Origin of the sequence: Nonomuraea aurantiaca, assembly GCF_020215705.1 — a bacterium.
In the GTDB taxonomy this organism is placed as follows: domain Bacteria; phylum Actinomycetota; class Actinomycetes; order Streptosporangiales; family Streptosporangiaceae; genus Nonomuraea; species Nonomuraea aurantiaca.
In genome coordinates this window covers 83,734-107,587 of the sequence record NZ_JAIWNB010000007.1, presented here as the reverse complement: position 1 = coordinate 107,587, position 23,854 = coordinate 83,734, and the positions used below count along the sequence as shown (strand labels likewise).

19 protein-coding genes are annotated in these 23,854 nt (G+C 69.7%); 12 read left to right on the top strand and 7 right to left on the bottom strand.

What is annotated here, in order from left to right:
* The first annotated feature begins 58 nt into the window (after window positions 1–58).
* Both LDL49_RS18655 and LDL49_RS18650 read left to right on the top strand, forming a co-directional pair.
* On the top strand, window positions 59–553 hold the full coding sequence (locus LDL49_RS18655; RefSeq protein WP_225292360.1) for a DedA family protein: 495 nt from the start codon (window positions 59–61) through the stop codon (window positions 551–553).
* Between the two features lie 62 nt (window positions 554–615).
* Window positions 616–1,461, top strand: coding sequence for a D-alanyl-D-alanine carboxypeptidase family protein (locus tag LDL49_RS18650; RefSeq protein WP_225292359.1), 846 nt, complete (start codon window positions 616–618; stop codon window positions 1,459–1,461).
* Between the two features lie 147 nt (window positions 1,462–1,608).
* Here LDL49_RS18650 and LDL49_RS18645 read toward each other — a convergent pair whose 3' ends face one another.
* The 4 genes from LDL49_RS18645 to LDL49_RS18630 all read right to left on the bottom strand — a co-directional run bounded on the left by LDL49_RS18645 (window position 1,609) and on the right by LDL49_RS18630 (window position 5,738).
* On the bottom strand, window positions 1,609–3,192 hold the full coding sequence (locus tag LDL49_RS18645; RefSeq protein ID WP_225292358.1) for a flavin-containing monooxygenase: 1,584 nt from the start codon (window positions 3,190–3,192) through the stop codon (window positions 1,609–1,611).
* 558 nt (window positions 3,193–3,750) lie between these two features.
* Complete coding sequence (locus LDL49_RS18640; RefSeq protein WP_225292357.1) at window positions 3,751–4,452, bottom strand: hypothetical protein; 702 nt, start codon at window positions 4,450–4,452, stop codon at window positions 3,751–3,753.
* Window positions 4,453–4,614: 162 nt separating this feature from the next.
* Window positions 4,615–5,145 (bottom strand): hypothetical protein, encoded by a 531-nt coding sequence (locus tag LDL49_RS18635; RefSeq protein WP_225292356.1) that lies wholly within the window; start codon window positions 5,143–5,145, stop codon window positions 4,615–4,617.
* Between the two features lie 95 nt (window positions 5,146–5,240).
* On the bottom strand, window positions 5,241–5,738 hold the full coding sequence (locus LDL49_RS18630) for an aegerolysin family protein (protein ID WP_225292355.1): 498 nt from the start codon (window positions 5,736–5,738) through the stop codon (window positions 5,241–5,243).
* Between the two features lie 434 nt (window positions 5,739–6,172).
* Between LDL49_RS18630 and LDL49_RS18625 the strand changes: the two genes are divergently transcribed.
* Complete coding sequence (locus tag LDL49_RS18625) at window positions 6,173–9,076, top strand: ATP-binding protein (protein WP_225292354.1); 2,904 nt, start codon at window positions 6,173–6,175, stop codon at window positions 9,074–9,076.
* A 46-nt stretch (window positions 9,077–9,122) separates the two neighbouring features.
* On the opposite strand, the gene LDL49_RS18620 is transcribed toward LDL49_RS18625, so the two are convergent.
* The 3 genes from LDL49_RS18620 to LDL49_RS18610 all read right to left on the bottom strand — a co-directional run bounded on the left by LDL49_RS18620 (window position 9,123) and on the right by LDL49_RS18610 (window position 13,506).
* Window positions 9,123–11,660, bottom strand: coding sequence for a M4 family metallopeptidase (locus tag LDL49_RS18620; RefSeq protein ID WP_225292353.1), 2,538 nt, complete (start codon window positions 11,658–11,660; stop codon window positions 9,123–9,125).
* A gap of 258 nt (window positions 11,661–11,918) precedes the next feature.
* Window positions 11,919–12,734 (bottom strand): TrmH family RNA methyltransferase, encoded by an 816-nt coding sequence (locus tag LDL49_RS18615; protein WP_372470376.1) that lies wholly within the window; start codon window positions 12,732–12,734, stop codon window positions 11,919–11,921.
* Window positions 12,727–13,506, bottom strand: a complete 780-nt coding sequence (locus tag LDL49_RS18610) for a DUF4184 family protein (RefSeq protein WP_225292351.1) — start codon at window positions 13,504–13,506, stop codon at window positions 12,727–12,729. The genes LDL49_RS18615 and LDL49_RS18610 overlap by 8 nt, the downstream gene beginning before the upstream one ends.
* Before the next feature lie 205 nt (window positions 13,507–13,711).
* Here LDL49_RS18610 and LDL49_RS18605 point away from each other — a divergent pair, with 205 nt between their 5' ends.
* From LDL49_RS18605 to LDL49_RS18565, 9 genes are all read left to right on the top strand, one after another.
* Window positions 13,712–14,284, top strand: coding sequence for a cation efflux transmembrane domain-containing protein (locus LDL49_RS18605; protein ID WP_225292350.1), 573 nt, complete (start codon window positions 13,712–13,714; stop codon window positions 14,282–14,284).
* A gap of 134 nt (window positions 14,285–14,418) precedes the next feature.
* Window positions 14,419–16,194 (top strand): substrate-binding domain-containing protein, encoded by a 1,776-nt coding sequence (locus LDL49_RS18600; RefSeq protein WP_225292349.1) that lies wholly within the window; start codon window positions 14,419–14,421, stop codon window positions 16,192–16,194.
* A 199-nt stretch (window positions 16,195–16,393) separates the two neighbouring features.
* Window positions 16,394–17,935 (top strand): RNA polymerase sigma factor, encoded by a 1,542-nt coding sequence (locus LDL49_RS18595; protein ID WP_225292348.1) that lies wholly within the window; start codon window positions 16,394–16,396, stop codon window positions 17,933–17,935.
* Window positions 17,936–18,314: 379 nt separating this feature from the next.
* Window positions 18,315–18,683 carry a hypothetical protein gene (locus tag LDL49_RS18590; protein WP_225292347.1) on the top strand — a complete coding sequence of 123 codons (369 nt, stop codon included), beginning with the start codon at window positions 18,315–18,317 and terminating at the stop codon, window positions 18,681–18,683.
* An 8-nt stretch (window positions 18,684–18,691) separates the two neighbouring features.
* Window positions 18,692–19,807, top strand: a complete 1,116-nt coding sequence (locus LDL49_RS18585; RefSeq protein ID WP_308016146.1) for a GNAT family N-acetyltransferase — start codon at window positions 18,692–18,694, stop codon at window positions 19,805–19,807.
* Window positions 19,808–19,957: 150 nt separating this feature from the next.
* Window positions 19,958–20,791, top strand: a complete 834-nt coding sequence (locus LDL49_RS18580) for a glycosyltransferase family 2 protein (protein ID WP_225292345.1) — start codon at window positions 19,958–19,960, stop codon at window positions 20,789–20,791.
* Window positions 20,792–20,802: 11 nt separating this feature from the next.
* Window positions 20,803–21,741: a glycosyltransferase family 2 protein gene (locus tag LDL49_RS18575; protein WP_225292344.1), complete on the top strand. Its 939-nt coding sequence runs from the start codon at window positions 20,803–20,805 to the stop codon at window positions 21,739–21,741.
* The gene (locus LDL49_RS18570) at window positions 21,741–22,544 is read left to right on the top strand and encodes a polysaccharide deacetylase family protein (RefSeq protein WP_225292343.1); all 804 of its coding nucleotides are present in this window, start codon (window positions 21,741–21,743) and stop codon (window positions 22,542–22,544) included. The genes LDL49_RS18575 and LDL49_RS18570 overlap by 1 nt, the downstream gene beginning before the upstream one ends.
* Window positions 22,537–23,853: a lipopolysaccharide biosynthesis protein gene (locus LDL49_RS18565; RefSeq protein ID WP_225292342.1), complete on the top strand. Its 1,317-nt coding sequence runs from the start codon at window positions 22,537–22,539 to the stop codon at window positions 23,851–23,853. The genes LDL49_RS18570 and LDL49_RS18565 overlap by 8 nt, the downstream gene beginning before the upstream one ends.
* Window position 23,854: the final 1 nt, after the last annotated feature.

The window sequence follows — 23,854 nt, the reverse complement described above, 5'->3', positions numbered from 1 at the left end:
CCCCTTGAACTAAGGTAAGGCTGACCTAAAGCACGCGACGGGGGTGTGGGGTCCTTTGATGCGAGGTCTGGCGATCACCATCGAACCCGTGGGGCCGATCTGGCTGGGGATCGTGCTGATCATCGCCCTGTTCGGCGCGTTCCAGGCGTACTACTGGATCGGCCGCAGGCTCGGCGAGAAGCTCTACGACTCGCGCATCGGCGTCCGCCTCGGCCGCGAGCGGATCGCGAAGGTCGAGCGGGTCGTGGAGAAGTGGGGCGCGTTCGCGGTCTACGGGTGCTTCTGGGTGCCCATGCTCCGGCACACGCTGCCGTGGGTCGCCGGGGCCCTGCGCGTCTCCTACCCCTGGTACCTCGTGGCCAGCGCGCTGGGCTGCCTGACCTGGGCGCCCATGTGGTGGTTCGGCCTGAGCGCGCTGGTCTGGGCCTGGCTCCAGGTCGCCGCGCGGTCGCCGATCACCGCGGCGGTCCTGGCGGTGCTGTTCGTCGGCGGGGCGATCGCGTTCGTCGTGTGGCGCCGGAAGAAGCGGGCGGACAAGGTGCCGGCCGCCTGAGTGTCCCTAAGTTGCGACAGAGTTCGGCATACTAAGCGATGATCACCTGCGACCATGTCGGCATGCATATTGGGGGTTTCATCGGCGGCGCCGCACTCGCCGTGGTCGTGGGGATCTCGTCGCCCGCAGCGGCCGCGCAGGCGGCGGACCCGCCCGTTGTGGCGGCAAAGTCCGCGTATGTGGTCGATTCAGCGGGAACGATCCACTTCAACAAGCGGGAGACGAGCCGCGTCCCGGTCGCCAGCCTCGTCAAGGTGATGACGGCGTACGTGGTGCTCGGCGAGGCCAAACTGGGCGACACCATCACGATCACCGCGGCTGACGTCAAGCACGCGACCAAGTACGGCGGCACCACCGCCTCGCTGAAGAAGGGCGAGCGGCTCACGGTCAGGGACCTGCTGTACGGGCTCATGCTTCCGTCGGGGGCCGACGCCGCCAACGCGCTGGCCAGGACGTACGGGCCGGGCAACGCGGCATTCGTCGCCAAGATGAACGCCGCGGCCAATCGGCTGCGCCTGGCCGACACCCGCTACACCAACGCCGACGGCCTGCCCGTACCCAGCGGCGGCGGCTACTCCACGGCCGTCGACCAGACCAAGCTGGCACAGGCGGCGCTCCGTGACACGACGTTCAAGACGGTCGTCGGGCGCACTGTGCACAAGGTGGCCAAGACGTCCGCGCACCGGGCGCACACCTGGCACAACTCCAACAAACTGCTGACGCGGGCTGATGGCGTGCTGGGCGTCAAGACCGGCTATACGAGCGCGGCGGGCTACTGCCTGCTGTTCGCGGGCGAGCGAGGCGGCCGGCAGGTGGTGGGCGTACTCCTCGGGGACCAGGACGCGCGCCGCTTCAGCACCGCCGAGAAGCTCCTCGACTACGCGGGCGAGCAGATCGCCGGCAGCTGATCCGAGCATCGGTGATGACCTGGTGAGCGGCCAGGTCATCACCAGCCCCCGACCGCTCCCGGCGAGGCGGGCCGGGCGACCGAGAGACCGAGAGACCTGGTGGCCGGGTGGCCGAGGGGCCGGGTGACCGAGGGGCCGGGTGACCCCTCAGCCGCGGAGAAATCCCTGGTAGTCCTTGGCGGCCACCTCACTGCATTTATCCCGATATACGCCGACCCCACCGACATAGGGCATGAAGACCCGAGGCTTCCCGGGGATGTTCGCCCCCATGTACCAGGAGCCGGCCCGCGGAAACAGCGTCAGCGCCGCGATCTCGTTCACCTGCTCCACCCACGCGTCCTCGGCCTGCGGATCCGCGTCGATGGCCCGCCCGCCCAACCGGTCCAGGCACTCGGCGATCCAGTCCACATGCTGCTCGATCGAGACGATCATGTTGCTCAGCACCGACGGGCTCCCCGGCCCGGTGATCGTGAACAGGTTGGGGAAACCGGCGCTCATCAGCCCGAGGTAGCTCCTGGGTCCCGCCCGCCACTTCTCCCTCAGCGACAGGCCACCCTCGCCCCGGATGTCGATGGCCAGCAGCGGCCCGGTCATCGCGTCGAACCCCGTCGCGTACACGATCACCTCCACCGGGTGCTCACGCTCGTCCGTACGCACGCCGCCAGGGGTCAGCTCCCTGATGGGCGCGGTCCTGAGGTCGGCGAGCGTGACGTTCGGGCGGTTGTACGTGGCGTAGTAGCCCGTGTCGACGCAGAGACGCTTGCTTCCGATGGGGTGGCCGCCGGGAAGGAGCCGCTCGGCCACCTCCGGGTTCTGTACCGTGGCCCGGATCTTGCCGTGGACGAAGGCGGCGGCCGTCCTGTTCGCCTCCTCGTTGATCATCAGGTCGGAGAACGAGCCGAGGAAGCCCAGGCCGCCACGCTCCCAGCGCGCCTCGAACTCCCGCCCCCGCGCCTCCTCCGTCACCGCCAAGGCGGAGTCGGGGTTCGGGTTGACCAGGAGACCGCTGTGGGAGGTACGCAGCTGACGGCGGAGGTCCTGGTGGTTGGCCTTGAACCACTGGTCGTACTCCGGCGACAGCGGTCCGTTGTGCGCGGGGACGCTGAAGTTGGGCGTCCGCTGGAACACCGTCACGTGCTCGGCGCTCTCCGCGATGACCGGAATGGACTGGATGCCCGACGAGCCGGTGCCGATGACCGCCACCCGCCGCCCGGACAGGTCCACGCCCTCGGCCGGCCACCGTCCCGTGTGATAGCTCGGCCCCCGGAAGGAACCGGGCAGAACGGGCAGGTTGGCCACGGACAGGCAGCCGACCGCGGTGACGAGGTAGCGGGCCGACAGACGCTCGCCACCGCCGGTCTCGACCCTCCATGCCCCGGGCGCCTCCCAGGAGGCGGCCGTGACGCGGGTGTCCAGCTGGATGTCGGGGCGCAGGTCGAAGCGGTCGGCGACGTAGTCGAGGTAGCCGAGGATCTCGGGCTGGGTGGCGTACCGCTCGCTCCAGGTCCATTCGCGCTGGAGGTCGTCGGCGAAGGAGTAGGAGTACTGCAGGCTCTCGACGTCGCAGCGGGCTCCGGGGTAGCGGTTCCAGTACCAGGTGCCGCCGACGCCGCCGCCCGCCTCCAGGACGCGGGCCGCCATGCCGAGGCCGCGCAGGCGGTGGAGCATGTACAGGCCGGCGAATCCGGCACCGATGATGATCACGTCGTGGTCGGTCGATCCTGCGGGCATCGCGCCTCCATCGTCGATCGAGATGGACCTCCCTATAGGAGAACACGGCCCGTACAAGGGAGCATGGCCCGCCGACCAGCGGTGCCGACCGACCCGTGCAGGACAGCACGGCCCTGCGAACAGCGGTTGCCGACCGACCCGGGGCTCGAAGGACCGCCCTGATGTGGTGCCGCTTTAGGGCTATCCCCTGGTCGGGCCCTGAGGTGCCCGGCCCGCCACCCGATCTACGCTGGATCCCACCTGCGGCCCGAGGCGCGCGTGGTGGCTTCCTCCATCGAAAGCGGGGGGCTCGATGGTTCAAGCACCATTCGCCCAAGGAGCTGACCGGCAGGTGGGCGATTACCGGCTCTGCGGACGGCTCGGCTCCGGCGGACAGGGAGCCGTCTACGAGGTCTCCGAAAAGGGCGGCACCCGGGTGGCCATCACGCCGCCCAGGCTCGACCGGATGGAAAGGGCGGAGGCCAGAGCCCGTTTCGCCGAAGAGGTCGCCGCCACCCCGCCGGGTGGCGGCGTTCTGCATGGCGGGCCAGGCTCAGCGGGCCGCCGCCCAGCCGCGCCTCACATCCGGATCGATTCCGGGGTCGTGCCGGTCGGCGGGCGCAGCTTCAGGCGTCCGGGTGGCCCGATCGGCGGCGCGGGCGGCTCGGCCGAGGGCCGTCCCGTAGGTGGCGGTGGCGGGTCCGCCGCCGCCAGGCACCCCCGGCACGGCGCCCAGAGGAAACCCGACCAAGCCGAGGAGCCGTTCCACGCCGACCCGGTCCACTGCCACGACCAGGCGGTCGTCGCGTAGTAGCGGTTCTCGCCGCAGGCACCGCCCCAGCCCCAGGTCGGGGCGAACGTGAAGGACGACGAGCCCGACACCTGCCCGGTACCGCCGCACTGCACCCAGGTGCCGCCGTCCCAGTAGTAGAGGAGGCTCTCGCTGATCTGCGTAGTGCGCCACCGGTTGCCGTTGCGGTAGGAGAAGCCGTCGGCCCCGGTGTGCACGCCGTCCGGCAGGAACTCCACCCGTGACCGGGTGCCGTGCTCGTAGCTGCCCGCGCTGGACGTGGCCCAGCCGTAGCTGAAGATCCAGTAGTCGGGCGGTCCCTGTTCCTCGAACGTGGGCTTCCAGATGTAGTCGTCGATGTCCCCGTCGTAGGCGCATTCCCAGATCTCGCCGCTGACGGTGACGATGTCGTCCTGCGCCGCCTCGTTGCACAGGTCGCCGGGGTAGTCGGCGTACGCGGCGCCCTGGCCTGTGGCCAGGGTCGCCGCCACGAGTAAGAGGGTGGTGAGCACGTGCCGCCGACTGCGGAACGGCCTCCTCATAACGTACGCTTCCGTGATTTCTTCCTGATCATGCGCACAAAATAACTTTGGCCCAGGAAACCGTCAAGCACACATCTTTTTTGAATAAGCCGGGAACTTGCCGGCCTGAAGCTATGCCGCCCGCAGCGTGAACCGCACAGTCGCGTGCTCTTCGGAATCGCCGTTGATATCGAACCGGAAGGCCGGATCGGTGCCGCCGGCATCATAGGAAGTGGCGGCGAAGGAGGAGATGAACCAGTTAACGCGCACGGTTCGTGAGTTCAGCCGCCCGTCCAGGCAGTCGCCGGTCAGGTATTCGGCCGACCCGTCGGTCCCCACGAAAATCGCATTGGATTCGGATTTCCATACGCCGGTGACACCCTTCGGAATCAGGTCGGGAGGGGTGGACACCCACTGGCCGTGGTCGAGACGAATCCGCGCAAGGTGGAGGTCGCAGAGGCTCGACCGATCGTTCGCCAGCTTGACGTCGACGGACACGCGCCCGATCGCGGCGCCCGCAGGCCGCGCGGCCGCTGTCGCAGCGCCCGCCGACCGTACGGCCGTCGTCGCGGTCGCGCCGGCCACAGCCGGCAGGCTCACCGTCGTCGCCAACGCCGAGAAACAGGCGGCGAAAACCCTGCGGCCGATCGTCTTCCTGGTCATGACTCTCTCCTGCTCATCGGTGATGGCCGGTGGGCGCGGGGGAACCCCGCGCCCACCGCTCGGTTAATCCGCTGGTAGTTCGCCTGCCGGCTGGATTACTCAGGCAGGAAGTAGGTGAACTGCCCGCCCGCGTGGTTACCGCCGCCGATCACGACATTGGTACGGAAGGCGGGGTCCGTTCCGGCGGCGTCGCCGGAATTGCTACCGACGGCCGGGTTGTCCCAGTGCGCATGGATCCGCTTGGTGTTGTTGCCCGACGGATCGCAGTTCTCGGTGATGTAGTCGGCCTCTCCTTCGGTTCCGGTGCCGACCCCGTTCGACTCGGATTCCCAGCTGACGAGCCTGCCCGACCTGATCCGGCCCGGCGGCCGCCTGCTCCACTCGCCGTGGTCGAGCCGTGCCGTGACGAGCACCAGGTCGCAGCCCGTGTTGTTGCTCAAGAAGACCTCGAAGCTGAAGAACGAACGAGCGGCGCCGGCGCTCGCACTCGCGCCGGCCGCGGATGCGATCAGGCCGGCCGACAACAGCCCCGTGGCGATGAGGGCACTGCCGAGCCTGCGCATCCCGCGCCTGGCGATTCCTTTACTGGGCATTTCTGTTCCCCTTTTTAGGGCGACGAGCTTCTGACTCCTTTAAGTTAGGAGGGATTCGACCGCGCCCACATACCCAGACTTGGGGATTGCCGCGACACCACGCCTGACATCATGATGCTGATTGCCGCTGAAATCACGCGGCGCCCTTTATCGGCCACCTGAACAGCCCGGGACAGCGGCAGAAGCTTGGGACATATCCTTGGATCGCCGCCTCGGCCAGATTCGGCCAACAGAGCGAGCAGCGACTCGGGCCCACCGCGATGCGTACAGCCTCGTCAGCGTGCCGACAACCCCCCGAGCCGAGCACCGGCGTCCCGTCCGCTTTATAGCGTTAAAGGATGATATGTCAGTAAAGCGAGGGTTGACCGTAGATGACTGGTAGTAGATAACGGTATTCCGGCACGGGCATCAAAACCGGACCCTCGGAGACGCCGATGACGAGTGTCGCCAGTCCCGCGATGGTCGGACGCGAAGCGCCATTGCGAGCACTCCTCGGCGCGATCACCCGACCGCCCGCCGTGGCCCTGGTGGAGGGCGAGGCGGGGATCGGCAAGACTCGGCTGGTACGGGCGGCCCTCGACGTCCTGCGCGACGGCGGGTGCACCATGCTGCTCGGCCACTGCCATCAGCTCAGGGAGCCGTTCCCGTACGGACCGGTGTTCGACGCGCTGCGCCACGTCGCCGCCGCCCTGCCCGGCACCGAGGCGCTCAACCCGGTGACCGGGGCACTGCGCGGCTACCTGCCCGAACTGGCCGGGCACCTGCCGCCCTCGCTGCCTCCCCCGCCGGTGGACGACCCGCGGGCCGAGCGGCACCGCCTGTTCCGCGCGGTCCACGCGCTGCTGGACGCCGCGGCGCCGGTCGTCCTGGTGGTGGAGGACCTGCACTGGGCCGACGACGGCACTCGCGACCTGCTTCGCTTCCTCACCCGGCAACCGCCCGAGGGCCTGGCGCTGGTGGTGACCTTCCGGCGAGAGGACCTGCCCGTGCCCGGGCTGCCGCTGGGCCACGCCTACCGGCATCCGCCGGGCGCCAACAGCGTGGTGATCTCGCTCAAGCCGCTGGACGTCGAGGCCGTCAGGGCCCTGACCAGCACGCTGCTCGGCCGCTCCCAGGTGACGGCGGGCTTCGCCGCCAGGCTGCGCGAACGGACCGCCGGCGTACCGTTCCTCATCGAGGAGGTCGTCCGCTCGCTGCTCGACGGCGACGGCCAGTTCCCCGGCGGCGTGGAGGAGCCGGAGGCGCTCGACCGCATCCCGGTGCCGCTGCTGCTCCGCGAGGCGATGGCCGAGCGCCTGGCGGACCTGTCGCCGCCCGCGCTGCGCGCGGTGCACGCCGCCGCCGTGCTCAAGCTACCCGCCGACGAGCCGCTGATCGCCGCCGTCTCCAGCACCACCGGCGAACCGCCGATCGTCACCGTCCCCGCCAGCACCGCGCCCGCCGGGGTCGCCCTGCGCGAGGCGCTCAAGGCCGGCGTCCTGCTGGAGCACCCCGACGGCCAGTACGGCTTCCGCCACGCGCTCGCCCAGCAGGCCGTCTACGACGCGATCCCCGGCCCCGACAGGCAGCTCACCCACAGGCGGGCCATGGCGGCGCTGGCCACGCTGGACCCGCCGCCGCTCGTACAGCTCGCCTACCACGCCAGGCGCGCGGGCGAGTACGAGGCGTGGCGCCGGCACGGCGTCGCCGCCGCGGACCAGGCGGCGGCGCTGGGCGACGTCCCACTCGTGGTCGAGCTGCTGGAGGGCATGCTGGCGGACCCCAAGCTGCCGCGCGAGGCCCGCGGCCCGCTGGCCCTCCAGCTCAGCCGGCTCGCGACGATCGGGCTCTCCCATCGGCGCGCCGTACGGATGCTCCGCCGCCTGCTGTCGGACGACTTCCTGACCGGTGACGTCCGCGGCGAGGCCCGGCTGAACCTGGGCGTACTGCTGGCCAACCAGGCGGGCGACATCGCGGCGGGACGCCAGGAGGTCCTCGCCGCGCTCCCCGACCTGTCCGGCCGGCCCGGCATCGCCGCCAGAGGGCTGGCCCTGCTGGCGATGCCCGCCTGGGGCGGCGAGCCGATCGCCACCCACAAGAAGTGGATGGACCAGGCCGAGAGCCTCCTCGTCACCGTCGCCGACGAGGACCCCGAGCTGACGGCCACGGTGTACGTCAACAAGGTCACCTTCGCCATGCTCGTGGGCGCGCCGGACGCCTTCGCGCTGGCCGACACGCTGCCCGTGAGCGATCCGTCGGCGGCGGTACGCAGGCAGGCCGCGCGCGGCTACTCCAACCTGTGCGACGCGGCGACCGCGCTCGGCCACTACGGCCCGGCCGGCCGGTTCGCGCGCGAGGGCAGGCGGATCGCCGGGGAGACCGGCGCCCTGTACCCCGCCTACCTGGTGGAGGTGTCGTCGATCAGGCTCGACTGGCTGACCGGACGCTGGAACGGCCTGCGGGAGCGGGCGCTCGCGGCGGTCGAGATGACCCCCGAGACGCCGCTGCTCAGCGTGGACGCCCGGCTGGTCCTGGGCATGCTGGCGCTGGCCAGGGGCGAGTGGCAGGAGGCCGGCGAGCACCTGGAGGCGGCCGGCCCGCGCGAGCCGGACTCGGCCTTCCTCCCCGTCGCGGCCGCCGCCTCCGGCGGGCTGGTCGAGCTGCACCTGACCCGCGACTCCATGGACGAGGCGCTGTCGGAGGCCGACAGCGCGGTGACCAGGCTGCGGCGCAAGGGCGTGTGGGTGTGGGGCGAGCAGGTGGTGCCGGTGGCCATCACCGCGCTGCTCAGGGCAGGGCAGCCCGCCCAGGCCGCCGAGCTCGTGGCCGAGTTCGCGGCGGGTGTCGAGGGCACGACCGCGCCGGCGGCCGAGGCGGCGCTGGAGTCGGCGCGCGGCGCGCTGGCCGGAGCGGGTGGCCGGTTCGAGGAGGCCGCCCGCTACTACGGCCGGGCGCGGGCCGCCTACGAGGCGATGCCCAGGCCGTACGGGGCGGCTCGGGCGGCGGAGGCCGAGGCGGGCGCGCGGCTCGCGCTCGGCGACCGGGCGGGCGCCGCGGAGATCCTCGCGCACGCGGACGAGTGCTACACCACGCTCGGCGCCACCCACGACGCGGCGCGCTGCCGCCATCTGCTGCGGGAGATCGGCGTGGGCGGCCGGCCGCGCCGGGGGCGGAAGCCGGTCGGCGGGGTGCTGTCGCCCAGGGAGAGCGAGGTGGCCAGGCTGGTCGCGCTCGGCCGGACCAACAGGGAGATCGCCGAAGTGCTGTTCCTGTCGCGTCGCACGGTCGACACCCATGTGGCGCGGGTGCTGCAGAAACTCGGCGTCCGCACTCGTAACGAAGTGGCTCTCCCTCCATGAGCCAAAGCCCTGGCCGGATGACCGGCCAGGGCTTTGGTGTCGTGTGTCAGAGGGTGATGCTCCAGGTGTCCAGGCGCCCGGTGTCAAGGAAGTAGTCGTCGGTGACTTCGAGCACCCAGGTGCCCGCCGCCTGCTGGCTCACCGGGACCGAGTACGTCCTGGTGCCGTACGAGGTGCAGCTGGTGCCGCCGGAACTGTCGACCGAGTACCACGTACCGTTCGGCCCGCGGAGCCGGATGTCGAGATCCTCCGCGCAGGTGTGCGCGATGGTGACCGACAGCTTGACCGGCGAGACCGCCGTACCCGTCGCCGTGGAGGTGATCGGGCTCTGTATGGTGCTGAAGTCGTTGATGGTGTAGTCGGTGCCGTTGGTGAACGTCCTGCCGCCCGAGGTGCCCTGCACCGTGAGCGCGTAGGTCGTGGTGTGCGTCGCCGTCACGCCGGTGCCGGTCACGGTCACGGTGTACGAGCCGGCGGGCGTGGTCGGCGCGGTCGAGATCGTCAGGGTGGACGAGCCGCCCGAGGTCACCGAGGCCGGGTTGAAGGCGGCCGAGGCGCCCGTGGGGAGACCGCTCGCGGCCAGGTTGACGGCCTGCGCGGTGCCGGCCGTCGTGGTGGTGCCGATCGTGGTGGTGGCCGAGGAGCCGGCCTGCACCGTGCCGGACGTCGGGTTGGCCGAGATCGAGAAGTCGCGGGTCGCCGTGCCGACCTGGAGGGTGTAGACGGCGGTGTGCGTGGCCGACCCCGCGCCGGTGACGGTGATCGGGTACGAGCCCTGCGCCACCGAGGAGCCGACCGACAGGGTCAGCGTGGCGGAGTTGCCCGAGGTGACCGACGACGGGCTGAAGCTCGCCGTGACGCCACTGGGCTGCCCGGACGCGGTCAGGTTGACCGTCTGGGCGCTGCCGGACGTGGTCTGGGTGTTGACCGTGGTGGTCACCTGCTGGCCGGGCTGCGCGCTGCCGGTCGACGGGTTGAGCGAGAGCGAGAAGTCGTTGCCGGGAGTGCCGCAGGCGGGCTCACCCGACTGCGCCGCCACGCTCACCGCGCTCCACGCCGCCTTGGTGGTGTTGCACTCGGCGCTGTTGGCGCCGAACAGCTCGATCGCCGCCGCGACGGAGGCCGCGCGGGCGTTGGTGTAGCGCCAGCTGGAGGTCTTGCGGTTCAGGGCGCCCAGGTAGATCTGGCCGGCCTTCTGCACGCCGACGCCGGTCACCGACGACGGACCACCGGAGCAGATCGGGCTGGTCGGCTTGCCGCCGCCGGGGTTGTTGCCCTCGGCCAGCAGGTAGAACCAGTGGTTCAGCGGACCGGCCGCCGCGTGCACCTCGGTGCTGGGGATAGAGGAGGAATAGCAGTTCGGGTCGCCGAGCGCGCTCGGGTTGTACATGTTGCGGATCGGCCCCTCGCCGACGAGGTCCACCTCCTCGCCGACCAGGTAGTCCGGCGGGTCGTTGGGGTTGTTGGCGTAGTGCTCGGTCAGGGCGCCGAAGATGTCACCGGTGCCCTCGTTGATGCCGCCGTTCTCGTTGCCGGAACCGGCCCCGCCGGGCGTGGTCTGGAAGATGGCGTGCCCGAACTCGTGCGCCACCACGTCGATGTTGGTGGCCTGCCGGGTGTTGGCCTGGTTGTGGCCGAAGTTGGTGTAGCTGCCGTTCCAGTAGGCGTTGACGTCGGCCAGGCCGACGCGGGCGGGGAAGCCCCTGCCGCTGCCGTTGATGCCGTTGCGGCCGAGCCAGTCGCGCAGCATGTCCCACTCGCGCTGGACGGAGTAAAGCGCGTCGACGCAGCCGGTCTCCAGGTTGGTGCCGCTGCCGTTGCCCCACGCGTCGTCGGTGCCGGTGTAGGCGGAGCCGCCCTGCCCGCCGCACTGGATGCCGGGCCTGGTCGTGTCGGTCATCGAGTACGAGCTGCCGGAGCCGCTCGTGTTGATGGTGACCTGGCCGTAGTAGTAGCCGTTGCCGCTGCCCTCACGTACCAGGTCGTAGGAGTCGGCGATCTTGCCGGTCCGGGCGTCCACGAACACGTGCTGGATGCTCGGCCGGCCCTTGACCAGGCCGCTGACGACGGCCTCCCAGCTCAGCGTGGGGGTGCCGCTCCAGGTGAGCACCACCAGGCGCGGGGCGGCGGAGTCGTCGACGCGCGAGAGCCGGGTCTTCGCCACCTCCGTCGCCCGCTCCGCGCTGATCGCGGCCGTGGTCCGCACGTCCTGCGCGCTCGGCCCGGCCGCGACGGTGTCGCGGACGTGCCCCGCCGAGTCGGTGACGACGACCGCGTCGCCGCCGACCACCGGCAGCCCCTTGTAGGAGCGTTCGTAGCCGACGAAGTACATGTCGCTGGTGCCGCGGGTGACCGACACGCGGCTGTAGGCCTCGTCTGGCCCCTTGGCCAGCTTGTCGAGCCCGCTGGAGACGGCCTTGTCGGCGACCGCCGCCGCGAGCGAGGCCGGGTCGGCCGCCGCTCGCGCGCCGGAGTCTTCCTTGCCGGCTCCGGGCGGGGCAGCGTACGCGGTGGGGGAGGCGAGGACCATCGACGCGGCAGTGGCGAGTCCCACAGCCGCGGCGGCTAAGGCAGTGCGTTTCACGCGTGGTGCTCCTTTCGGCGTTTCCCGGACGCCACGGCGTGCGCGCGCACGCCGACCACGCCGCCTCAGGGATCGCCTGGGCCGCGGAACCGACCGGGAAAAGGGGGGTGGGTGAGGGAGCGGGTCGAGCGACGAACCGTTGACCTTGCTGCCGCCAGACGCTAAGCGCTGCGATCAGGCGTGCAAATACGTATGTGCATCGGTAGCCATACCGATCTTTCGGTCCGCCCTGGTCAGAGCGTCCGAGAGGGGCGGTCCCTAGAGCCGGGCGCCGCTCCGCATGAGGCCGTGGCAGGCTATCGCGGCCGCGGCCACCACATTGAGCGAGTCCACGCCGGCCGCCATGGCCGCCGGGCTCATGGGAATGCACACGGGCTCGTCAGCCTCCTGCGACCACCGCGAGGAGAGCCCGTCGCCTTCCGAGCCCAGCAGCAGCGCCACCCGATCCGTCATCTTGACCGCGTCCAGCGGCGTGGCGCTCTGATCAGGGGTCAGCGCGAGCAGCTGATAGCCCGCGTCACGCATCTGCTCCAGCCCGTTGTACCAGTTGTCCATCCGCGCGTACGGGATGGAGAACACCGCGCCCATCGAGACCTTCACCGACCGCCGATACAGCGGATCAGCGCACCGGGGGGACAGGACGATCCCGCCCACCCCCAGCGCTGCGGCGCACCTGAAGATCGCGCCGACGTTCGAGTGGTCCACGAGGTCCTCCAGGACCACCATGCGTGAGGTGCCCGCCAGCACCTGCTCCACCGACGGCAGCGGCAGGCGTTCCATCGACGCCAGCGCTCCCCGGTGCACCTGGAACCCGGCGACGCCCAGCATGGTCTCGTCGCTCACCACGTACACCGTCGCGTCCCCGAGCACGTCCGCCAGCGGTTCCAGCCAGCGCGCGGTCGTCAGGACCGATCTGATCGGGTAGCCGGCGCCGATCGCGCGTCTGATCACCTTCTCGCCCTCGGCCACGAACAGGCCGCGCTCCGCCTCCAGGCTCTTGCGCAGGTCCACGTCCCTGAGCCGGGTGTAGTCGGTCAAGCGCGGGTCGGCGGGGTCCGTTACGTAGTCAGGCACCTTCAGATACTGCCACGAGGCGCATGACCTGCCAGACGGCCGCATAGCAGCTGAGCACCAGGCAGAGGCCCACGAGCGTGCCCGCGCCCACCTTGGTGATGAGGCTGGGCATGCCGAGCTCCGGGACGGGCTCGTCGACCATGGGCCACAGGAAGGCACCCGCGACGGTGCCGGCCATGCACAGGGCCAGGACCGCCCGTCGTACCCCCATGTGGAGCCGCAGCCGGTCGGGGACGGTCGCGGCGCCCATCCGGGTGAGGCCGCGCCAGGCCCACCACACCACGATGGCCAGGCCCACCACCGAGGAGGTGTACTGGAGCAGGCGGAACAGCCTGATCACCCCGAACACCGACACATCCAGCCACGCGCCCCACTCGGCGGGGCCGGTGGTGTGGGTGAAGGAGTCCCACAGGACGTGGGAGGCGGCGCCGATCAGGGCGCCGGCCAGGACGGCCGGCAGATCGCGGAGGCGCGGCGGGAGCAGGGTCGCGGCGCGGCCCGCGAAGGCGGGTGGGAGCAGGGAGATCAGCGGCTCGCGGAAGAAGAGGTGGAACAGGGCCAGCAGGATGAGGACGGCGGCCAGGTCGGTGGTGACGACGCCGTGCCAGGAGTGCCAGTCGGTGTAGTCGGGCAGGAACGGCAGGAAGATCGGCAGGTCGGGGACCATCGCACCGATCGCCAGCGCCCACGGGTTGGCCAGCCTGCGGAACAGCGGCGACGACACCAGGGGAAGCACCGCCGCGATATGACTGGGCGTGAACGGCACCGGCACCAACCCCTCCCCCGTAGCTGATCTTCGAAGATTACCTCGCGAACCTTGAACAAGCTTTGCCCGCAGACCCTAAAGTCACTATAAGTAATGGGTAGTTTACTTATCGCTGTCGACGGCCGGAGTCGGGATTCGGGGGTTCAAGGTGCCTGAACAGCGAGTTCACGCTCATCCGGCCGCGTCAGCCGACTGGCTCCGCGCTGCGCGCGTGGCTCGCTCCCTTTCGGTGCTCACTCTCGTGTGGCTGGCGGTGGAGAGCACGCTCGGCCTGGCCGCGGGCCTGGGGGCCCATTCGGTGGCGCTGATCGGCTGGGGTCTGTCGGCTCTGGTGGAGGCGGCGGCGAGCCTGATCGTGGTGTGGCGGTTCACCGGCTCGCGCACGCTGTCGCCGAGCGCGGAGCGCCGGGCGGGGCGGGCGGTCGCGGTGAGCTTCTGGTTGCTGGCGCCCTATCTGGTCATCCACGTCGCCCACGATCTCGATGCCGGCCACCGGGCCGTGCCGACCGTGCTCGGCATCGTGGTGACCGCGGTCAGCCTGGCCAGCATGCCGGCGCTGGGGTTGGTCAAGCGGCGGCTCGGCCGGCGGCTCGGGTCCCCCGCGACCTTGGGGGAAGGCACCCAGAACCTCATCTGCGCCGCGATGGCCGCGGGCGTTCTGACGGGATTGTGGCTGAACACGCTCGGCTGGTGGTGGGTCGATCCGGTGGTGGCGGTGGCTCTGGCGGCGGTCGCCACGAGGGAGGGAACTCGGGCCTGGCGCGGTCACTCATGCTGCCATTGACCGTCACACCAGGTAATCGTCGCACCAAACGGGCTGTTTTGCCACAGTAAGCGCACCGAGTATCGTTCCGGAAGTATTGCGGAGCATCTCCCGCTAGGGTCTCCGAAAGGTCCCGACACACCGAAGAGGACATCGTGGGGCGACACCGCACAGACGAGCTCGACGGCGGCTACCAGGCTCAGGAACCGGCTCCCCGTAAGCGTGGGAACGGTGGTGGCCGCGGCAAGGTGTTCGTCCCGCTCGCCGGGGCGGTCGCACTCGCTGTGCTGCTGGGCGTCGCGGCGTTCGTCATCTTCAACCGCGACCATGACTGCTCGAACGGCAAGTTGCCGCTGCGCGTCGTCGCGAGCCCGGACATCCAGCCCGCGCTCAACAAGATCGCCGGCAACTACAACAAGGCCATGCACTCGATCGACAGCCGCTGCGTCGAGGTGACGGTGGCCAAGGAGGCCGCAGCGCGGACCGCGAACGCGCTGGCCGCCGGCAAGATCAACGCCGATCTGTGGGTGGCCGACTCCAGCCTCGTCGTGTCCAGGCTCCGCGGCCAGGCCGCGGGCGCCGCCCTGCCGGAGTCCACCGGCTCGATCGCCACCTCGCCGGTCGTGCTGGTGGCGGCCAAGGCCGCGGCGGCCAAGCTGGCCAGCAGCCTCCAGCCGAGCTGGGCGGGCGTCATCGCGGCGGCGAACGTCGCCAATCCGGACGGACCCGGCAAGAAGGTCCGCGTACTGGCCCTCGACCCGCAGAAGAACTCGGCCGGGATGGCCGCGCTGCTGGCCGCCGCCGGCTCGGCCCAGCAGGCCGGTCAGAGCAAGGCGCTGGTGGGCGCGCTCAAGGAGCTGTCGGGCCAGCTCGTCGCCGACCCGACCGCGCTGCTGGCCAGCCTGACCGTGAAGTCCGGGAGCAAGGTCCCGATCGGCGTCACGTCCGAGCAGACCATCTACCTCCACAACACGAAAAAGCCTGACAGCCCGGTGGTGCCGCTCTACCCGGCCGAAGGCACGCTCAGCCTCGACTACCCGCTCGTGATCGTCACCAAGGACGCGGCGACGCAGAAGGCCGCCGCGGCCTTCCAGCAGGAGCTCGGCACCGAGTCGGCCCATCGGACGCTGCGCGAGCAGGGCTTCCGTACGCCCGACGGCAAGGCCGGCGACGTCCTGTCCAAGGACAAGGGCTTCACCCCGGCCAAGCCCGCGGCGCTGCCCGCCCCGGACGACAAGACGGTGGTGAGCATGGCGCAGACCTGGTCCCGGTTGAACCTGGGCACCCGCCTGCTCACCCTGCTCGACGTCTCCGGCACGATGGCGCTGCCCGTCCCCGGTACGAAGATGACCCGCATGCAGGCCATCGGCAAGATCGCCGTCGAGGGGCTCGGGCTGTTCCCCGCCGACGCGGAGATCGGGGTGTGGGCGTTCTCCACCCACCTCGACGGACAGGGCAAGGACTGGCGCGAGGTGGTCTCGGTCGGGCCGCTCAGCGAGAGCGTCAACGGCGTGCTCCGCAAGGACGCGCTGAGCAGGCAGCTGGGGGCCGCCCAGGCCAAGGCCACGGGCGACACGGGGCTGAACGACACGCTCAAGGCCGCTTACGCGGAGATGACGAAGTCGTACCAGGAAGACAAGATCAACACGATCGTGATCCTCACCGACGGCGCCGGCAACGACGATCCGGACGGCGGGCTCAACAACCAGCAGATCCTGAACTATCTCAAGAAGACGTATAACCCCAAGCGCCCGGTCAGCATCCTGCTCATCGCCTTCGGCCCGGACGCTCCCAAGGGCAAGCAGCAGATGGACGCGCTCGCGCAGGCGACCGGTGGCGAGGCTTACATCGCCAAGAACGTGCTGCAGGTACGCGACTTCTTCCTCCAGGGCATGCAGCGCCGCCTCTGCTCGCCACGCTGCGATGGCTGACCTATTAGAGGTTGCTGACCCCATTAGTCACATCTGACACTGTTTTCCCAGCTCATGCTAGTTAGGCATGAACTGACGCGCTGTGGTAACCCCGCCCGAGCGGGGAGGCGTCCTACCCGCCGTGAGGGCTTCCGCCTTCGACCAGCGGGGAGGAAACGTGTCTGGATGGCCGGCTGTTGACCGCGGTGACGATCAGCAGGTGGTCGACGCGCTTCGGATGGGTGCCGTCGAAGGCGCGGCCAAGCTCTATGACGCTTATGCCGAGCGGTTGCACGACTACGCGTGCTCTCTTACCGGGGAGCGCGACGCCGCGGCCGATTCCGTACATGACGCGCTTGTCACCGCGCACGGGTGCGTCTCGCGACTGAAGGAGACCGGCCGGCTGAGAGCCTGGTTGTACGCCCTGACCAGGTTCCAGGCCGCCGCCCGGCTCGCCCATCGGAGCGGCTCGGGCAAGACCGACAGCGTGCCGTTGCCGGTCTTCGACGAGCCGGAGGATCCCGAGCTCGCCGCGTTGGTGCACGAGGCGCTCGGAGAGCTGCGCAGGAACGAGCGCGAGGTCCTGGAGCTGTCGCTGCGTCACGGACTCACGCCGGCCGAGGCCGGGGCGGTGCTCGGGCTGACCTCTCGCCAGGCCGCCACCCGGCTCGGCCGGGCCCGCGACCATCTGGAGAACGCCGCCGCCGCCGTGATCCTGGCCAGGACCGGACGGGCGCACTGTCCTGATCTGTCGGCGATGCTGGACTCGTGGGAAGGGCCGCTCACCCCGCTGCTGCGGCGGCGGCTGTCGGGACACATCTCAGGGTGCGAGGTGTGTACCGAGGGGCGGCACCGGCAGGTGGCGGCCGCCCGGCTGCTCGACATGGTGCCGGTGGCCTATCCCCCCATTTCGCTGCGCCGCAGGGTGGTCGACACCTGTGTCAACCCGGAGCGGGACCAGACCCGGACGCTGATCACCGACCGGGGCGACAGCTTCGACCGCACGGGATTTCCGGTGGCGGCCGAGCGGCGCTCGCGCCGCCGCAGGTCGCGCTGCCTCGGACCGGTGCTGCTGGCCGGCGCGGCGGTGCTCGCGGCGACCGGCGCCATGGTCGCGATGAACGGCGGGGACCCCGCCAAGACCGCGCTGCGCGTGGCCCCCGCGCCCTCAGCCGCCCCCTCCGACTCTCCTGACGACGCGAACGGCTCTCCTGACGACCTGACCGGCACCACCCCGGAGCCCACGCTGGCGGACGACACCACGCCCACACCCGATCCGTCCCCCACCTCGTCCCGCAGCGGCCAGCCGAGCACGAGACCCGCCACCACCGCGACCACCAGGCCCGCGGCCGCCCCGACGGCCACCCGACGGCAGACCGTGCGCGGCGCGCGGTTCGCCGTCTCCTGCCCGGACGGTGTCGAGGACGCCACGAAGATCGGGCTGACCGCGCGCAACGCCGGCGTCGCGTGGAGCGCGACCGCGTCGGCGGGGCTGGAGGTGTTCCCCGCGAGCGGGTCGATCAAGGCGGGCGGCTCGATGGCGATCTGGGTGACGGTCGACGACCCCGGCACCGGTGGCAGCGGCTCGGTGTCCTTCAGGTCCAACGGTGGCGGCGCGAGATGCTCGCTGTCGTGGCAGGGCGGCACGGAGCAGACCCCGGAGCCCCCCACGGACCAGCCGACGAGCGGGCCCGAGCCGAGCGAGACGCCCAGGCCGACGCAGAGCACGTCCGTGGACAACGTCCAGGCGGACCCATCCTGACGTGGGACAAGCTTCCGGTATCCGCGCCCGGGATGACATTCCCCCTGATATGGCATAGAAATTTCTGACCACCGGCCGTCAAATGGCCGTCCCCACGCCAGTGACCGCTGGGCCAGGAGTACACTTACGTGACAAGTGGGGATATAACGGACCATAGCTCGAAGATCTCGCCGCAAGTAGGGCATCCTTGTGGTTTGGGGACCGCAACGGAGGCCGGAGCATGACCGTGTGTTCAAAAACACACGAAGAATATTTGCCTGCCGGTAAACCGGAGCGCGTCGCCAAGCGTCGGCATTGACGTGTCCAGGGGTGCATTGGTCCCATGAAATGCGATCAATCGCGCCTTTACCCAGCTAGGCCCCAGGAGAGAAGACAGTAGATGCTCAAGCACCGCAGGGCGCTGACGTGGCTCCTCGCGCTCGCCTGCATCGCGGGAGCGGTGATCGCGCTGTTCGACATCCAGACACCGCTGCGCCCGCTCCTCATCTCTCTTTTCCTTCTGGTGGTGCCAGGAGCCGCAGTCGTAGGACTGTTGCGTGATCGTGACCCGCTTGCCGCAGTATCAGTAGGAGCTGCGGCAAGTCTCGTGCTTAACGTTCTCCTCGCCCAAGCCATGCTGCAGTTCAACGCATGGTCGCCTCGGGCCGGTGTGGCAACGGTCGCCGTGCTCGGAGGCTTCATGTACGTGCTTCGCGTGTTGTACCGGGGGAAGAACATGCAGACCGAACAGGGGGCCAGGGCAAGGTGAACATCACAGTGGTTCGCCCCGGAGACCTCGGAGAGTCCGAGCGGGCCAGGTGGCGCGCGCTCCAGAAGGCGGACCCGAGCCTGGACAATCCATTCCTCTCCGTCGAATTCGCCTTGGCCATGGACCGCCTGCGGGATCGGGTCCGGGTCGCGGTCATCCAGGACGAGACCGGCATCGCCGGCTTCTTCCCGTACGAGCGCCACAGTTTCGGCATCGGCAAGCCGCTCGGCGGCTTCCTCACCACGTGCCACGGCCTGATCTCGGTCCCGGACCTGAAGTTAGAGGCCCGCGCGCTGCTGAGGGCCTGCAAGCTCAGCGTCTTCGACTTCGACCACCTGGTCGCGGGACAGCCCACGTTCGCGCCTTACGAGAGCGACGTGCGCCCGGCGCCGGTCATGGACTTCACCCAGGGCTTCGACGCCTGGCTCCAGCAGGTGAAGACCAACTCCCCCAAGAACCTGAAGACCGTGCGCTACAAGGAGCGCAAGTTCGGCAGGGAGCACGGTGGGCTGCGCTTCGAATGGGCTTCGGCCGATCCGGAGGTGCTGCGCACCCTGCTCGCGTGGAAGTCCGACCAGTACAGAAGGACGGGCCGGGTCGACCGGTTCGCCCAGCCCTGGATCGTCGAGCTGATCGACCTGATGTTCGCCGAGAAGTCGGCCGACTTCTCGGGCGTCCTGACCATGCTGTACGCGGGAGACGTGCCAGTCGCCGGCCATTTCGGACTGCGCACGGCCACCACACTCGTCGGGTGGTTCCCCGCTTACGACACCGAGTTCGCCCGGTACTCACCGGGCATCGTGCACCATCTGCAAATGGCAGAGGCCGCCGCGGCGGCCGGGTTGCACATGGTGGACATGGGCAAGGGCGGCAAGGAATACAAGGACTGGCTCAAGAGCGGGGTGCTGTACGTCGCCGAGGGCCGGGTCTCCAGACCTTCCGCGTCGGCGGCGGTGCACTGGATGGGCAGAACTCCTTTCAACAAAGCCCGAACAATTGTCATGGACCGGCCGTCTCTCTATAGGGCAGCCGACAGAGTCCTGAAGGGTTTCGGTCGGGTGCGCAGCTCTTTGCACCAGGAGTCATCCAACGCAGTCGTCAAGGAACCAACGGGAGCGCGCTAGCGCTCCCACCCGTACAGCCCTAGCAAGCCCCGCGCAACCCTCGCTCCCAGTGGACCCTTCATGCACCGTTCGCAGCACCGCCATTCCTCCTGCACCCGGGAGTGGCTGCGTCCGGCCCGCGTGGTAGGTCTCGGAAGGAATTCCCTCACCATGAGTCCCGACACCGCCAAGCACAACGGCAAAGTGCAGATCGCGCCGCTGCGATCGATGCCCCCTATTGAGCGTTTCACACCGGTCACCCCTCACCTGGCCATCTCTCCGACGGTGAGCGTCGTGGTCCCGGCCATGAACGAGGCGGACAACCTGCCCCATGTCTTCGCCACGTTGCCCCAGTGGATCGATGAGATCATCCTGGTCGACGGCAACTCCGTCGACGACACTGTGGCGGTGGCCAGACGCCTGCGGCCCAACCTGAAGGTGGTCACCCAGACCGGCAAGGGCAAGGGTGACGCCTTGGCCGCCGGCTTCGCCGCGGCCAGCGGCGACATCATCGTGATGATCGACGCCGACGGCTCCACCGACGGCCACGAGATCATCACGTTCGTCGGTGCGCTGGTGACCGGCGCCGACTTCGTCAAGGGCTCCCGCTACGCCGCCGGTGGCGGCAGCGACGACCTGACCTTCGGCCGCCGGTTGGGCAACAAGGTCCTCACCGGCATAGTCAATCTGATGTACGGCACGCAGTACACCGACTTGTGCTACGGCTACAACGCCTTCTGGAGCCGCCACCTCGAGGTGCTCGACCTCGATTGCGACGGTTTCGAGGTGGAGACGCTGCTGAACGTCCGCGCCGCCAAGGCCGGATTGAAGGTGCACGAGGTGCCGAGCCACGAGCGCAACCGGATCCACGGCGAGAGCAACCTGCGCGTCGTGCGTGACGGCATGCGTGTGCTGAAGACCATCCTGCGAGAGTGGCGCCGCCAGCCCGCACCTCCGCTGCCCAAGCCCGCCACTGCTCCGGCCGCGGACCGGGGTGTCGCGTAAGAAGGTCCGTTGTGAAAACGTCTGTTGTCATCTGCGTGTACACCGACGAGCGGTGGGAGGACATCAGGCAAGCCGTCGAGTCGGTCGAGAATCAGCGGCGACGACCGTACGAGCTGATCCTGGTCGTCGACTACAACCCGGACCTGCACCTGAAACTCAAGCGTGCCTACCCACAGGCCATTGTGGTGGAGAACACGCATGAGAAGGGGCTGTCCGGCGGCAAGAACACCGGCGTGGCCACGGCCACCGGTGACATCGTCGCGTACCTCGACGACGACGCGGTCGCCGACCCCGGCTGGCTGGAGGCTTTGGAGGAGGGCTTCCAGGAACCGGGTGTCGTCGGCGTGGGCGGTCGCACCGAGCCACTGTGGGCGTCCCAGCGCAGGCCGCGCTGGTTCCCCTACGAGTTCGACTGGACGGTCGGCTGCTCCTACCGCGGCATGCCCGCGGTCAGGGCGCCGATCCGCAACGTGATGGGCGGCAACGCCGCCTTCCTGCGCGAGGTCGTCTCCGAGGTGGGCGGCTTCCACAGCGGCATCGGGCGCAGCGTGCAGGGCCGCAAGAGCCGGCCGCTGGGCTGCGAGGAGACCGAGTTCTGCATCAGGCTGAGCCAGCGCAAGCCCGGCTCGGTCATGCTGTTCGAGCCGCGCGCGCTGATCGGGCACAAGGTGTCGCGGCAGCGCGAGCGTTTCGCCTACTTCAGATCCAGGTGCTACGCGGAGGGACTGTCCAAGGCCCTGGTGACGCAGGAGGTGGGCACCCAGGACGGGCTGGCCAGCGAGCGGGCGCACGCGCTGAAGACGCTGCCGCTCGGCGCGCTGCGGGGCGTCGGCGAGGCGTTCCGGGGCGACGTCGGCGGGCTCGGCCGGGCCGCCGCGATCGTGGTCGGCCTGGCCTGGACCACCTGGGGTTACCTGATCGGCCGCGCACGGCTGAAGGCGGTGCGCTGATGATCCGCGTACCGATATTGATGTACCACTCCGTCGCCGACGCCCCGAACGAGGAGACGCTCCCTCACTCGGTACGGCCGTCGGACCTCGACGAGCAGCTCGCCTACCTGTCGGAGAGCGGGTTCACCGCGCTCACGCTGGGCGATCTGGTGGCCTCACTGAACAAGAACAACGGCAGGTGCATGCCGGACAAACCCATCGTCCTGACCTTCGACGACGGCTACGCCGACTTCCACAGCCGGGCGCTGCCGCTGCTCGACCGCTACAAGTTCCCGGCCACGGTCTTCCTGACCAGTGGCTGGGTGGCGGACGCGGGCGACGACGCCGCGGGCCGGCCGCTCGACGACATGCTCACCTGGGGCCAGGCCCGCGAGACCGCCCAGGCCGGCATGGAGATCGGCGGCCACAGCCACAGCCACCCGCAGCTCGACCAGCTCCACATCGACGAGCTGCGCCAGGAACTACGCAAGAACAAGGGCCTGCTGGAGGAGAAGATCGGCGCGCCGGTCGCCACCATGGCCTACCCCTACGGCTACTCCAGCGCCCGCGTGCGCCGCGAGGTGCGCAAGGCCGGCTACTTCGCCGCCTGCGCGGTCAACAACTCGATCGCCGCCGACCGTCACGACATGCTGGCCATCCCCCGGCTGACCGTGGCGCGGCACACGTCCATCAGCATGTTCAAGCGGGCCGTCGAGGGCACCGGCGTGCCGCTGATCTACCTGAAGGAGCGGGTCCTCACCAAGGGCTACGCGATCGTCAGACGCACGAAGTACGGCCTGCAGCGGGTGCGTGGAAATGTCTAGCCTCTGGGGCAGGGTGCTGCACGATTTCCGTAGCCCGCTGTTCCGTAACGGCTACGCGCTGATGGCCAACACGGCCATCACCGCGACGCTCGGCATGGGCTACTGGCTGCTGGCCGCCCACTTCTACACGCCCGAGGAGTTCGGCCGGGGCCAGGCGATGATCACCGCGATGCGGCTGTTCGCGTCGCTGACCGCGCTGGGCCTGGTGGGCGCGCTGTCCCGCTTCCTCCCGCTGGCGGGCCGCCGCATCCCCGAGCTCATCCTGCGGGGGTACGGCCTGGCGGCGGCGACCGGCGGCGTGGCGGCACTCGGCTTCCTGCTGACCCTGCCGCTGTGGGGGAAGACCTACTCGGTGCTCGGCGCGTTCGGGCCCGGCCTGTTCTTCCTCGGCTCGGTGCTGGTCTGGTCGGTGTTCACGTTGCAGGACGTGGTGCTGACCGGACTGCGCAAGGCCACCTGGGTGCCGCTCAACAACCTGGTCTTCGGCCTGGCCAAGATGGGGTTGCTGGTCGCGATGGCCGGCGCGCTGCCCGACGGCGGCATCTTCACCTCCTGGATGGTGCCGACGGCGCTCGCACTGATCCCGGTCAACTGGCTGATCTTCGGCGTCGTCGTGCCCCGGCACATGAAGCGGACCGAGACCGTCCAGCAGCCGCCGCGGCTGCGCGAGATCGGCAGGTTCCTGGCCGGCGACTTCCCCGGCACGCTGTCGATCCTCGCCATCGTCTACCTCGTGCCCACCGTCGTCGCGACCCGGGTGGGCGAGGCCACGTTCGGGCGCTTCTCGATGGCGCACACGCTGGCCAGCATGATCGAGCTGCTGGCCATGAACATGGCCGTGTCGCTGACCGTCGAGGGCTCCTTCGACCGGTCGCAACTGGCCGCGAACTGCCGCCGGGCGCTGCAGCGGGCCTTCATGATCATCGTACCGATCATCGTCGTGGTGATCGCGGGCGCGCCGCTCATCCTGAGCGTCTTCGGGGAAGGCTTCGCGGCGGAGGGTACGACGCTGCTGCGGCTCATGGCGCTGGCCGTGCTGCCCCGGGTGCTGATCGAGGTCTATCTGAGCGTGCTGCGGGCGCGGAGTGACGCGCGGCAGCTGGCCATCGTGCAGATCGGGCTCGCGGTGCTCGTTCTCGTGGCGATCCTGGCGCTGTTCCCGTTCGCCGGAGTCAATGCCGTTGGGTACGGCTTGTTGCTCAGCGAGACTTTGATGGCCCTTTTGATCTTCAAATCTCTCCGCAAAATACTCATTCTTGGCGATACTCGGCGGACCCCCGTCACTCAGGGGTCGTCCGGGGCCGCATGAT

Excerpts from the sequence above, each read along its gene's own strand:
- LDL49_RS18655 (WP_225292360.1), top strand. The coding sequence starts at position 59 with ATGCGAGGTCTGGCGATCACCATCGAACCCGTGGGGCCGATCTGGCTG.
- LDL49_RS18650 (WP_225292359.1), top strand. The coding sequence starts at position 616 with ATGCATATTGGGGGTTTCATCGGCGGCGCCGCACTCGCCGTGGTCGTG.
- LDL49_RS18645 (WP_225292358.1), bottom strand. The coding sequence starts at position 3,192 with ATGCCCGCAGGATCGACCGACCACGACGTGATCATCATCGGTGCCGGA.
- LDL49_RS18635 (WP_225292356.1), bottom strand. The coding sequence starts at position 5,145 with ATGACCAGGAAGACGATCGGCCGCAGGGTTTTCGCCGCCTGTTTCTCG.
- LDL49_RS18630 (WP_225292355.1), bottom strand. The coding sequence starts at position 5,738 with ATGCCCAGTAAAGGAATCGCCAGGCGCGGGATGCGCAGGCTCGGCAGT.
- LDL49_RS18625 (WP_225292354.1), top strand. The coding sequence starts at position 6,173 with ATGACGAGTGTCGCCAGTCCCGCGATGGTCGGACGCGAAGCGCCATTG.
- LDL49_RS18590 (WP_225292347.1), top strand. The coding sequence starts at position 18,315 with ATGCTCAAGCACCGCAGGGCGCTGACGTGGCTCCTCGCGCTCGCCTGC.
- LDL49_RS18580 (WP_225292345.1), top strand. The coding sequence starts at position 19,958 with ATGAGTCCCGACACCGCCAAGCACAACGGCAAAGTGCAGATCGCGCCG.
- LDL49_RS18570 (WP_225292343.1), top strand. The coding sequence starts at position 21,741 with ATGATCCGCGTACCGATATTGATGTACCACTCCGTCGCCGACGCCCCG.
- LDL49_RS18565 (WP_225292342.1), top strand. The coding sequence starts at position 22,537 with ATGTCTAGCCTCTGGGGCAGGGTGCTGCACGATTTCCGTAGCCCGCTG.